Annotated in this window: 15 protein-coding genes and 1 other RNA gene; 12 read left to right on the top strand and 4 right to left on the bottom strand. The window is 32.6% G+C overall.

The window, feature by feature from the left end; translation table 11 throughout:
• Nucleotides 1–201: 201 nt before the first annotated feature.
• Entirely contained in the window at nt 202–2001 is a 1800-nt protein-coding gene (typA, locus tag FG167_RS10040) for a translational GTPase TypA (RefSeq protein WP_203458161.1), read from the bottom strand.
• A gap of 314 nt (nt 2002–2315) precedes the next feature.
• Here typA and FG167_RS10035 point away from each other — a divergent pair, with 314 nt between their 5' ends.
• The 3 genes from FG167_RS10035 to FG167_RS10025 are packed head-to-tail and all read left to right on the top strand — an operon-like array spanning nt 2316 to nt 4414.
• Nucleotides 2316–2675: a hypothetical protein gene (locus tag FG167_RS10035; RefSeq protein WP_203458160.1), complete on the top strand. Its 360-nt coding sequence runs from the start codon at nt 2316–2318 to the stop codon at nt 2673–2675.
• A gap of 33 nt (nt 2676–2708) precedes the next feature.
• Complete coding sequence (gene kdsA / locus FG167_RS10030; RefSeq protein WP_055443054.1) at nt 2709–3527, top strand: 3-deoxy-8-phosphooctulonate synthase; 819 nt, start codon at nt 2709–2711, stop codon at nt 3525–3527.
• Between the two features lie 20 nt (nt 3528–3547).
• Nucleotides 3548–4414: a hypothetical protein gene (locus FG167_RS10025; RefSeq protein ID WP_203458159.1), complete on the top strand. Its 867-nt coding sequence runs from the start codon at nt 3548–3550 to the stop codon at nt 4412–4414.
• A 161-nt stretch (nt 4415–4575) separates the two neighbouring features.
• Here the strand turns inward: FG167_RS10025 and FG167_RS10020 are convergent, their stop codons facing one another.
• Nucleotides 4576–4944 (bottom strand): DUF1801 domain-containing protein, encoded by a 369-nt coding sequence (locus FG167_RS10020; RefSeq protein WP_203458158.1) that lies wholly within the window; start codon nt 4942–4944, stop codon nt 4576–4578.
• 88 nt (nt 4945–5032) lie between these two features.
• Here FG167_RS10020 and FG167_RS10015 point away from each other — a divergent pair, with 88 nt between their 5' ends.
• The 8 genes from FG167_RS10015 to FG167_RS09980 all read left to right on the top strand — a co-directional run bounded on the left by FG167_RS10015 (nt 5033) and on the right by FG167_RS09980 (nt 9715).
• Nucleotides 5033–5641 carry a hypothetical protein gene (locus FG167_RS10015; RefSeq protein WP_203458157.1) on the top strand — a complete coding sequence of 203 codons (609 nt, stop codon included), beginning with the start codon at nt 5033–5035 and terminating at the stop codon, nt 5639–5641.
• A complete protein-coding gene (locus tag FG167_RS10010; RefSeq protein ID WP_203458156.1) occupies nt 5638–5958 on the top strand; it encodes a hypothetical protein in 321 nt (106 codons plus the stop codon). Before FG167_RS10015 ends, FG167_RS10010 begins: the two co-directional genes overlap by 4 nt.
• Nucleotides 5959–6414, top strand: a complete 456-nt coding sequence (locus FG167_RS10005) for a hypothetical protein (protein WP_203458155.1) — start codon at nt 5959–5961, stop codon at nt 6412–6414.
• A gap of 31 nt (nt 6415–6445) precedes the next feature.
• Entirely contained in the window at nt 6446–6739 is a 294-nt protein-coding gene (locus FG167_RS10000) for a transcriptional regulator (RefSeq protein WP_055443047.1), read from the top strand.
• A gap of 90 nt (nt 6740–6829) precedes the next feature.
• Nucleotides 6830–8200: a cell envelope integrity protein CreD gene (creD, locus tag FG167_RS09995; RefSeq protein WP_203458154.1), complete on the top strand. Its 1371-nt coding sequence runs from the start codon at nt 6830–6832 to the stop codon at nt 8198–8200.
• Nucleotides 8201–8368: 168 nt separating this feature from the next.
• Nucleotides 8369–8677, top strand: a complete 309-nt coding sequence (locus FG167_RS09990) for a hypothetical protein (RefSeq protein ID WP_203458153.1) — start codon at nt 8369–8371, stop codon at nt 8675–8677.
• A 2-nt stretch (nt 8678–8679) separates the two neighbouring features.
• Entirely contained in the window at nt 8680–9057 is a 378-nt protein-coding gene (locus tag FG167_RS09985) for a DUF2809 domain-containing protein (protein WP_203458152.1), read from the top strand.
• Nucleotides 9050–9715 carry a DUF1361 domain-containing protein gene (locus FG167_RS09980; RefSeq protein WP_203458151.1) on the top strand — a complete coding sequence of 222 codons (666 nt, stop codon included), beginning with the start codon at nt 9050–9052 and terminating at the stop codon, nt 9713–9715. The genes FG167_RS09985 and FG167_RS09980 overlap by 8 nt, the downstream gene beginning before the upstream one ends.
• Here the strand turns inward: FG167_RS09980 and FG167_RS09975 are convergent.
• Both FG167_RS09975 and FG167_RS09970 read right to left on the bottom strand, forming a co-directional pair.
• The gene (locus FG167_RS09975) at nt 9712–10494 is read right to left on the bottom strand and encodes an SDR family oxidoreductase (RefSeq protein ID WP_203458150.1); all 783 of its coding nucleotides are present in this window, start codon (nt 10492–10494) and stop codon (nt 9712–9714) included. The genes FG167_RS09980 and FG167_RS09975 overlap by 4 nt on opposite strands.
• Nucleotides 10495–10516: 22 nt before the next feature.
• Nucleotides 10517–11719, bottom strand: coding sequence for an NAD(P)-dependent oxidoreductase (locus tag FG167_RS09970; protein WP_203458149.1), 1203 nt, complete (start codon nt 11717–11719; stop codon nt 10517–10519).
• Nucleotides 11720–12043: 324 nt separating this feature from the next.
• On the opposite strand from FG167_RS09970, the gene ssrA reads away from it, so the two are divergent.
• Nucleotides 12044–12437: a transfer-messenger RNA gene (gene ssrA, locus FG167_RS09965) on the top strand.
• The last annotated feature ends 33 nt before the right edge of the window (nt 12438–12470 follow it).

Genomic DNA, 12470 nt, shown 5'->3' with positions numbered 1-12470 from the left:
TTACAATTATCTAAATTTTTAGTTTAGGGATCTCTATATAATTTCTAATGAGAGTAGGACAATTACTGGCAATAGCCTCATTTAAAGCAAGATAATTTTATAAGACGGGTTTGGGTAAAACCAAAATTACGCCAAATAGATTCACAGTATTAGCGTGAACTATTTGACGTAATTTTTATAACGTAATACTTAAGTTTTTACTTAAGCAATCTTGTTTCTTTTACGATCGTTTTCTGTTAACCAAATTTTACGTAAACGTAAGTGGTTTGGCGTTACTTCAACATACTCATCTTTTTGGATATACTCTAAAGCTTCTTCTAAAGAGAATTTAATTGCAGGTACAATTTTAGCTTTATCATCTGCTCCAGAACTACGTACATTACTTTGCTTCTTTGCTTTTGTAATATTTACAGCCATATCATCTTGACGAGAGTTCTCACCAATTACTTGACCTTCGTAAACACTTTCTCCTGGCTCAATAAAGAACTTACCTCTATCTTGTAATTTATCAATAGAATAAGGAATCGCTGTTCCGTTTTCCATAGAAATTAAAGATCCAGAAACACGTCCCGGAATATCTCCTTTTAATGGTTGGTATTCTTTAAAACGGTGTGCCATAATAGCCTCTCCAGCAGTTGCTGTTAGTAATTGGTTACGTAAACCAATAATACCACGAGAAGGAATCATAAACTCACAAATCATACGCTCACCCTTAGCAACCATACTTAGTAACTCTCCTTTACGTTTCGTTACAAACTCTACGGCCTTACCAGATACGGTTTCTGGAAGATCAATCGTTAATTCTTCAATTGGTTCACATTTAACACCATCAATTTCTTTAATGATTACTTGTGGTTGTCCAATTTGTAATTCATAACCTTCACGACGCATCGTTTCTATTAAAACCGATAAGTGTAATACACCACGTCCGAAAACCATAAATTTATCTGCACTACCAGTTTCCCCTAGTTTAAGTGCTAAGTTTTTTTCTAATTCTTTTTCTAAACGATCTTTAATATGACGAGAAGTCACATACTTACCATCTTTACCAAAGAAAGGAGAATCGTTAATAGTAAATAACATACTCATTGTAGGTTCATCTATTGCAATAGATTTTAAACCTTCTGGGTTTTCTATATCTGCAATGGTATCTCCAATTTCAAATCCTTCAACACCTACAAGTGCACATATATCTCCAGTTTGAACGCTTTGTACTTTCTTACGTCCTAAACCTTCAAAAATAAATAATTCTTTAATTCTAGTTTTTGTAATTGTTCCGTCTGCTTTTACTAAAGAAACTTGTTGTCCTTCAACAAGAGTTCCTCTTTGTAATCTACCAATCGCAATACGACCTGTAAAAGAAGAGAAATCTAAAGATGTAATTAACATTTGAGTTGTACCTTCTTCAAATTTAGGAGTAGGAACATGCTCTATAACCATATCTAATAATGGTTCCACATTGTCTGTTTCATTTTTCCAATCGTCACTCATCCAGTTGTTCTTAGCAGAACCATAAACGGTTGGGAAATCCAACTGCCATTCTTCAGCTCCTAATTCGAACATAAGATCGAAAACTTTTTCATGTACTTCATCCGGAGTACAGTTTTCCTTATCTACTTTATTAATAACTACACAAGGTTTTAATCCTAAATCAATCGCTTTTTGTAATACAAAACGCGTTTGTGGCATAGGCCCTTCAAAAGCATCTACTAATAGTACAACACCATCAGCCATATTTAATACACGCTCTACTTCTCCACCAAAATCGGCGTGACCAGGAGTATCAATGATATTAATTTTTGTGTCTTTGTATACAACAGATACGTTTTTAGAAGTAATTGTAATTCCTCTTTCACGTTCTAAATCGTTATTATCTAGAATTAAGTCCCCAGTATTCTGGTTTTCTCTAAATAGTTGACAATGGTACATGATCTTATCTACTAATGTAGTTTTACCATGATCTACGTGTGCAATAATTGCGATATTTTTAATATTAGCCATAATAGTGCCTTATTTTAAGCGTGCAAAGGTACATTAAATTCTTGTGATAATATGCATCTTATTAAGTATTTATAATTTCTATAAAATATACTGACATTCAATAGCTTATAAAAAGTGTTGTAAAAAAATCCGTTTTTATCACTTTAACACTTTTTAATACTTCAAATTAGCATAATCTCGCTTTTTAGTTAATTATTTGTTATAATAGTAAAATATTGTAATTTTTCTTCCTATTTTTCGTTAAAATATTTAATTACCCCCTAAAGTAATTAAAACAAATTTTTAATTTTTCCCTAACTGAAAAAAATAGCATTATGAACCTAATTACTAAGTACTCCAAATTTATCCCTTATTTATATTTCCTAACTATAATAGCGTATTGGTTTACAGACATTAATAAAATAGAAGGTGTTTCTGCCTATCCTATATTATTATTTGGTATTCCATTTATATGGCAATTAATAAAACCTAACAACAGATTAAATTTTGGTTTAGGTATCACCTTTGTATGCTTATCTTCTTATATGATAATCGCCTACATTTCTGAAAGTCTTCAGATTGTTAATTTTTCAAACGTTACAAAACAAGTTGCCGTTTATAGCGGATTGTTTGTAGCAGCAAACTTTATCATGGCATTATGGATTATGAGAAATAGTATGAAAAAGAGTTTTTAATTTGATTATCTTTGTCGCTTAAATTTTAAGTAGATGAATCTTCAAGATATTCCAAAGATAAAACATACCAATTCTAACAATTTTTTCCTTTTAGCAGGACCATGTGCTATTGAGAGTGAAGAAATGGCATTTCGTATTGCCGAAAAAGTACTAGAAATAACCAATAAATTAGAAATCCCTTACATATTTAAAGGAAGTTTCAAAAAAGCAAATAGAAGTAGAATTGATAGTTTTACAGGAATTGGAGACGAAAAAGCATTAGAAATTTTAAAGAAAGTTTCTGAAAAATTCGACGTGCCTACTGTTACAGACATTCATGAAGTTAGTGACGCTGCTCTTGCTGCAAAATATGTAGATGTTTTACAAATACCTGCATTTTTAGTCCGACAAACAGATTTAGTAGTTGCTGCCGCAAAAACAGGTAAAGTGGTAAACTTAAAGAAAGGACAATTTATGAGTCCCGAAGCCATGAAACATGCGGTACAAAAAGTAAAAGATTCTGGAAGCGATAAAGCTTGGATAACAGACAGAGGGACTATGTTTGGTTACCAAGATATGATTGTCGATTTTAGAGGCATACCAACCATGCGTCAATACGCTCCTACAGTTTTAGACGTTACACACTCTTTACAACAACCTAACCAAAGCGTTGGTGTTACTGGAGGAAGACCAGACATGATAGAAACTATTGCACGTGCTGGAATAGTAAACAATGTAGATGGTTTATTTATTGAAACACATTTTGATCCTGCAAACGCAAAAAGCGATGGCGCAAATATGTTACATCTCGATAATTTAGAGAAATTACTTACCAACTTGGTAGCTATTAGAAAAACCATAAACGCATTATAATTACCCCAAATTTCTTTTTAATGAAAAATGCAACGCTAAAATATTTAGCACTATTCAGTCTTATATTATTTTCAACTACTACAATTGCACAAGAAGATGTGATTGCTCCAGAAAAATACACCGCTAACAACAAAGGAAAGTTCTTTATAAGTTGGGGAGGAAACAGAGAAACCTTTTCTAAATCGGATATTAGATTTCAAGGTGATGGTTATGATTTCACTATTCATGATGCTTCTGCAAAAGACAAACCAAAAGGTTGGCATGTCGATTATATAAACCCCACAAGAATGACCATACCACAAACCAATGTAAAGGTTGGTTATTTTATATCCGACAAATACAATATTGCATTTGGTGTAGACCACATGAAATATGTAATGAAAAGAAATAAATTCAAAAACGTGAGTGGCTATATAGACCTTCCTGAAGAGGAAGAAGGCAGTATTTACAATCAAGAATTTACCGGTGAGGAATATTTTGTTTCCAAAGATTTTTTAAAATTCGAACACACTAACGGATTAAACTATGTGTATTTAGAATTAAATAGATTTGATGATATCTCATCCCTTTTAAAAATCAATAACACCGATACCTTTCAAATAAATATAACCGAAGGTTTTGGAGCAGGAGTTTTATACCCAAAAACAAATACTACGCTATTACAAAAAGACAGATATGATGAGTTTCATCTTGCTGGTTATGGTATTTCTTTAAACGTTGGACTAAACCTTACTTTCTTTAAATACTTTTTTATTGAAACCGATTTAAGAGGTGGTTTCATTAATATGCCAGATATTAGAACAACTAGCAATACGAATGAAAAAGCATCCCAACATTTTTGGTACTTACAACGTGTCATTTCTGTTGGAGGAAGGTTTAGAATTTAACTACCCTTCAAAATTATTTATTAGAATTCATTCTCCTCTTTTTGTCAAGAGGAGAATGAATTTTATTTCTAAAATTAGGAGGAAGAAGAGCTTAGAAAGCATCTTCGATAAACTTATGTTTTTATTCCAAAAGGACTTTTAAGTAAAAAGAGACTTCCATACTATTTATAAAAACTTTTGTCTTTATTTTTATACACCTCTTCAAGAATTCCTATAAAAATAACATCCTCAATTTCTTCCAAGGTTTTATAACGCAAGGACTTTACTAATTTGCGGTTTTCACTTACTAAATACGATTCGTACTTTTTAGGCAAATGTGCTGCATGCCAAAAACCAACATCTACAAATTCCTTTTTATGACTTGCATTTAAATAGCAAATAGGTTTGTTATTTATATAGTAACAAGGAATGCGCCACTTATATTTCAATTCTGCTTCAGGTAAGGTATGTCCTATAACTACTTGTAAATGCATTAACATAGAACGATATGGTTCTGGTTGATTAATTATATATTGGGCTTCTGGATTCATAGTTTTATTAGATATCATAAAATTAACAAAAATTTATAAGCAAACATTCAATAAATTTCATTTACTTTGTAATTCAAAGTACTTTTATATGGAAGCCAAAGATTATTTAAAAGACATCAGTGAGATAAAAAATTTAATGAATAAATCCTCCCGTTTTATTTCATTAAGTGGCTTATCCGGAATACTAGCAGGAATCTACGCACTTATTGGTGCCGCTGTTGCGTATTGGCTGGTAATCAATCATAGTTATGGTACACTACTTTTAGATGGTTGGGTTTTTAAAACGTGCGTATTGGTTTTAGCTCTAGTTGCTTTTTTTAGTATTGCAACTGCGATATTCTTAACCACTAGAAAAGCAAAAAAGAACAACGAAAAAGTTTGGGATGGTACTTCTAGACGACTAATTCTTAACTTTTTAATTCCGCTTATTACTGGAGGAGTTTATATACTAATAATTTTAGCACAACAAAAATACGGACAAGCAGGAGCTTTAATGCTAATATTTTATGGTCTTGCTTTAGTCAACGCATCTAAATACAGTATTGGAGATATTAGATATTTAGGTTTCATAGAAATTATTTTAGGCTTAATTTGCGCACTATTACCAGGATATGGTTTTATCCTTTGGGTTCTTGGTTTTGGTGTATTACACATTATTTACGGAACCATCATGTATATTAAATACGATAAGAAATGAGTAAAGCAATAAAAATTGGGTTGATAGCAACGCTACTAGTTTATGCACTGGGAGTAACATACACCTGCTATTCCAACCAAAAGTTCACACAACAGTTTGAACGTTTTGATATAGATAAAAACGGTTCTATTGATGATTATGAAAAGTCAATACAAGCAGAACTATACCTCAGCCAAATGGCGAAACGAAAAACAACAAACCAAGGAGTTATTATATTAATACCTGTTTCTATACTAATTGGCTTTATTTGTTTCGCAATGGCCATCCTTTTTAATAAGATGAAAAACATTGATGATAATGAAATAAATTACCAATAGATGAGTATTCTAATAATTCTCATTCTAGCAATTCCATCCTACTTTTTATCGAAGTGGATTTTAAAAAAGCTACATCTAGGAAACGACAAAAACAGAAAATTAATAGCCCTAATTCCAGCTATATTTTTGAGTCTGATAATTTATTTCGGATTAATTTATTTATGGATATTTTCGGTTTCGTATTATCCTTCCAATGATTTTGACAAACAAGAATGGGAAACAAATATCGAGGAAAGATATAAAATGTCTGAAGATATAATGGAAAGCAAAATATTAATCGGAAAAACAAAAGAAGAAATAACAGCATTATTAGGAAAAGATTTTTACACGTACAACCAAAATCACATTGCCTATGGCATTGGATTTGTCCCGGGACTTTTTAGTATGGATCCAGACGTTTTAGACATCTATTTTGAAAATGGAAAAGTAACGAAAGTAGCGCAACACCAAAATTAAATAAAAAAATTCCTGCCTTCGCAGGAAGTTTATGAGCATAATAACCAACATAAATAAAGCATTCGATCATCGCATTAGATTAGGCATCATGTCTATTTTAATGGTAAATGAGTATGCCGATTTTAAAACTTTAAAAGAATTGCTAGAAGTTACAGATGGCAACTTAGCAAGTCATACCAAAGCGCTGGAAACAGCAGAATACATCACTGTAGAAAAACAGTTTATTGGCCGAAAACCAAACACACGATATGCCACCACAAAACTTGGTAGAGCAGCATTTAAAAAACATATTGAAGCACTAGAAAAAATAATTAATAAACAATAACTCCCTCCTTTTTAGGGAATAATAAAAAGCATAGGCTTTTTTTTTACTTAACCACTTTGAATTTCAAAGTACTTTACAAACTCAATTACCATGGAAGAAATACAAAAACAACACACAAACAAATTTGGCAACTGGATAAAAACATCCATTACCGCGAGAATGCTAATGATTGGCTTTTTAACCTTAGTACTATTAGTGCCTTTATCTTTTATAGAAAGTTTAATTAAGGAACGCTCCTATAGGCAACAAGATGTAGTAAGTGAAATAAATCAGAAATGGGGAAAACATGTTTTAGTATATGGTCCAATCTTAAAAGTGCCTTACAAAACCTATAGCGAGACAAAAACGTATAACGAAAAAACAAAAACCTATTTCAAGGAAACGCAAACACATACAAACTACGCGTATATTTTTCCGGAAAAACTAGACACCAAAACAACTGTAGAATCTAAAACGCTAAACAGAGGCAATTTTGAATCTGCAGTATTTTCAACCAATATGAACTTTTCAGGAAACTACATCCCAACAGATCTTTCCGCAAAAGGAATCAAAAAAGAAGATATCATCTGGGATCAAGCAACCATAATTATTAAAACCTCCAACCTAAAAGGAATTAAAAGTGAAATGCTTTTAAAACTCAACAGCAACACCTATACGTTTCAAACCAATTTTAACGATACAAATAGTAATAACCATTTAGATATTTTAGAATCTGGTTTTCTAAAAAAAGAGGATATTACCAAAACCGAAAATACTAATTTTAGTATCACCATGTCCTTTAATGGTAGTCAGCAAATAGAACTCATCCCAATTGGTAAAACCACAACCATGAGCATGACTTCTAATTGGGCAGACCCAAGTTTTATTGGAAATTATTTACCTAACGACGAAACCAAAACCATCACTAAAGACGGTTTTCAAGCCGATTGGAAAGTATTGCATATCAACAGAGCATTCTCGCAACAACACCTTAACAAAATACCAAACCTCAACAGCTTTGCTTTTGGAACCAAATTTATGGTCATGGTAGATGAATATCAAAAATCCGAACGTTCAGCAAAATACGGGTTCCTAGTAATTGGTTTAACCTTCCTCATTTTCTTCCTCATACAAACCATGAGCAAAATAAACATTCACCCTTTTCAATATTTAATGATTGGTATTGCGCTCACCATGTTTTACACCTTGCTCGTTTCCATTTCCGAACACAGTAACTTTTTAAAAGCCTATCTCATTGCAGGAATTTCGGTAATTGCACTCATTACGCTCTACTCTAAATCCATCTTAAAAACATTTAAATTCCCGCTATTTATTGGGATATCCCTAACCGCATTATACACGTTTATTTACGTAATCATTCAGTTAGAAAACTACGCACTATTAGTTGGTAGCATAGGTTTATTCCTCATACTTGCAACCGTCATGTTTGTATCTAGAAAAATAGATTGGACTAACGGTTAAGCTTTGATTATAATAATTATGGCGTTACCCTCTTTCGCAAAAGGCTTCAGAGGGTCGCGCTTTCACTACTCGCTTTTTTGTATGTCACATCAAACACTGTCTAAAAGTGTTTTATCACAAAAAGAGCTCAAACAAACCGTTCCATCCCTAACGCAAATAGTAACTACAATGAAAAATTTAATATTAACAGGAAAAATAACAGCAGCATCTAGTTTTGTAATTGGCACATTATTATTGGCTGTATATCTATATTTTGATAATCCGTATAATATAACACAAATCGGTTTAGGTTATATAATTATTACATTTTGGATAAACCTTATATTATTGGTAATCCTTATTATTTCAGCATTTGTATCTCCACGTTTTAAAATAGAAATACTAAAAACTTGTGGCATCATGCTACTAAACATTCCAATAGCATATGGATATCTTCTTTTGGTAATATGGTCTTTAGATTCGGGTAATACTTTTTAATCATGAAACTACAATACAACAAAAACTACTTCATTACTTTTATCCTACTTTTTATAGTAGAAGCTTTAATAGCAATCTTTTTAAAAGATGGATTTATACGTCATACTTTTGGAGATTATCTAGCAGTAATACTACTCTATTGTATGTTTAAAAGCTGCATTAAAACCAAGCCTTTTTATTTAGCAATAGTAGTTTTAATTATTTCTTACGGCATCGAGTTTTTACAACTCACCAATTTTCTAGAAATCACAAACCTAGACAACAACAAACTAGCAAAAATTATTTTAGGAAGTACTTTTAGCATCTCCGATCTAATAGCATACACACTAGGTTTTATTAGCATCCTCATATTCGAATTCAAAACACAAGCCTATGCATAATTTAAAATCCGTTTTATTTAGCCAATACAAAGTCCTTGCGATATTAAGCGCATCAATGTTTTTAAGCATATTCTTACTCATGATACGCATGAAAATCACACATACCTTTTTCTTCATATTCTTAATATGGAATCTATTTCTAGCAGTGATCCCTTATGCCATAACCACCTATCTCAAAAGTAAAGAGAGCACTAATAAATGGCAGCTTGCAATTTGGTTTGGCATTTGGTTACTCTTTTTGCCAAATGCACCTTATATTATTACCGACTTGATTCATTTAAAAATAAGTAAAAACCCATATTTTTGGTTAGATGTTTTAGTAATAACCTCTTTTGCATATAACGGATTAATACTTTTCTTTTTAAGTCTAGCAGATATAAAAGAAGTATTACAAAAGCATATTAGTGAAAACAAAGTAAGCTATGTTATTTATGCGCTCTTTCCACTAACCGCTTTTGGGATTTACTTAGGTCGATTTTTAAGATATAATTCTTGGGATATTTTACAACATCCAACTGCACTGTTTAAAGATATTTTAAACATGATTATACAACCAAACCAACATTTAGAAGTATGGCTATTCACATTTGGGTTTGGTAGTTTTTTAGCAATTAGCTTTCGAATGTTTCAAGTATTTCAAAAAACAGAAAAAAATTAATCCTCTCTATTCTTCTCTTGAAGTTTTCTAACAATAGAAGCTGCTGCTTTTCTTGGCATAAATCGTGGCAATACTGCCAAAAACTTATTAAAAGCACCCGGAATTGCACAAGCTTTCCCTTTAAGCATCGCTTTATAACCATAAGCTGCGACTTCTTTTGCGCAAGCCATATTAAAAGTTATTTTATTGTCTTTGCTATCTTCTGAAACCGTTTCTTGAAAATGTGTTTTCGTTGGTCCAGGACATAAAGCGGTTACCGTAACTCCAGAACCTTTTAATTCGTTTGCAATAGCTTCAGAAAAAGAAAGCATATATCCTTTAGAAGCATAATAAATAGACATTAAAGGTCCTGGCTGAAATGCTGCCAATGATGACATGTTTAATATTTTTCCAGATTTACGTTTTACCATTCCTTCTAACACTAGTTTGGTTAAATGGGTTGTGGTCATGACATGCACATGCAACATCGCAGATTCTCGTTCCCAATTCGTTTCCGCAAAAGAACCAAACAATCCAAATCCTGCATTATTAATTAGCACATCAATTGGCGCATTATCTAAATCATCCATGATTTCTTGCGCTATATTTGGAAGGCTTAAATCTTTTGTTAGTGTTATAACTTCTACTTTAAAATCACGTTCTAATTCGGTTTTAACTCTAGCAAGATTGGCTGCATCGATATCTACTAAGACTAAACGGTATGCATCTTTAGCTAATAAAAGGGTTAGTTCATAACCTAATCCAGATGCTGCTCCTGTTATTAATGCTGTTTTATTCATGTTGTGCTTTTAAATTCTGATACTATTTTCCGTCTACGTAATCTTGTAAATACGAGAACCTTTCGGTAAGTTGCTTGTTTTCTGTAATCTTAGCTCGTTTTAATATGCCTCGCTTATCTTCATTAAAAAATGCAGGAATTACGTGTTCTAAAAACATTTCGCCAAAACCTTCACTTGCATCTTTTGGTAATTCACAAGGTAAATTATCTACAGCCATAACCGTTATAGCGTCTTTTGCATTAAACGCAACTTCGCTTTCGGTTTTAGCATCATATCCGTAAAATGGATCGGCAATAGTGGATGCCTTTAAAGTGGAAGCTACTGGTCCGTCTACATCACAAGAAATATCTGCTATTAAATTAATTTTAAAGTCTGGTGATTTAGCATCTTCTCTGGTAAATAAATAAGGTGCATTATTGCCATAAAAGTGTCCCGCAATAAAGAAATCGGTTTCTTTTGCATACGGCATAAAGTTACTTTCATAACCGGTAGGGTCTTTATAAAAAGCCCATTTATCTCCTACTTTACCATCTTTACGTTTTGCATATTCCATCACATCTGCCATGACATAAACAGGCTCTGTGAATTTAGACGTTAAATACAATGCATCAGTAACTTCTTTTATTTGTAAATGATCCAATATTTCTTTTGCTCCTAAAGCTACTTTTCCTGTTCCTGTTAAAAGGATTTTAATATTTGGAAGTGTTATTTTATCTAGTTCGGCTTTTACAGCATCTAGATCTGCAAGATTTTCTACTTTTGGCAAGTTAAATAATCCGTCACGTAAACCCAATGCTCTAAATCCGTTATATGCTCCAACCAATCCTGCATAGCGTCCGAAACCTATTAATCGAGCACCACTTTGTTTTACAATGGTTTCATGATCATACATCTCGATGTTTTTTTCTAGCATTGCTAAAAGTAACTTTCTATTATATGGTTGTTTTTTTATGGTATGCGAAAAGTAAAAATATTTTTTATTGGGAATTAAATTATCGATTGGCACTTCTTTTACACCAATCATGACATCTGCATCAGACACATCTTCTGTCACCTCAAATCCTAATGCTTTATATGCGGCATCTGGAAACACGCGAATATCGCTAGACTCTACAACAAAGGTTGCTTGTGGGAATTGCGCACGAGCTTCGGCTAGTTTTTCTGGTGAGAAAACCACACGTCTGTCTGGTGGATTTTTGCGTTCTTTAATGATGGCGAATTTCATTGAAAATTTATTTTTTCATTCTCACGAAAGTGGGAATCTTATGGTTATACTATTGGATTTATTCTAATTACGAGTTCACGAATATTTGTCAGGAACATCTTGTTGGAATAATTTTTGCACTAAAGTAATAGGAATTGCGAGGTTATACAAACTTTTTAATAACTTTGCATTTGTAAACCGATGCTTTTGTTTAGGTTTGCGCGCGTTAAGGATTGCAGCGACATCCTTTTGCTTTTTTCTAGCAAAAGATATAGCGGAAAGCCTGACGCATTTTTGCCCTTAAAAGCAAAAATGCGTAACGCACTAATTACCATTACAAATTTTGGGGTCGACTGGTTTTGACAGCGAGATTAATGAAACGGTAAGCACGTCGAGTAATGAGATTATACTCGTAAATACTTATTTCAACTTTTTAAACGGCGAGAATAACTACGCTTTAGCTGCCTAATCCGAATTATAGTAGGATTAAGCCTCGGCTCACTAGGTGAGCGAGCTTTATGTCTCCGGAAAGCCTTAGTTAATGGCGTTCCATTTGAGATATCGTAAAAATTGACTATGACTGTGTAGCGCTTTGATGCACTTTCGAGATAAAAAAGATAAGTTGTAAGTGGGTTGTCTTTAACCAGCTTGCAATCGAAAACCTAAGAAAAGAATAAACGTGTAGAAAGCCCTTTGGTTACTTGTTTGGACGAGAGTTCGATTCTCTCCGACTCCACATTAAAAAACCTCAGCCTATTGATAATCAATTTGT

The organism is Lacinutrix sp. WUR7 (genome assembly GCF_016864015.1).
Taxonomy (GTDB): domain Bacteria; phylum Bacteroidota; class Bacteroidia; order Flavobacteriales; family Flavobacteriaceae; genus Oceanihabitans.
The sequence above is the reverse complement of the archived record's forward strand: the minus strand, read 5'-3'. Positions and strand labels throughout refer to the sequence as shown.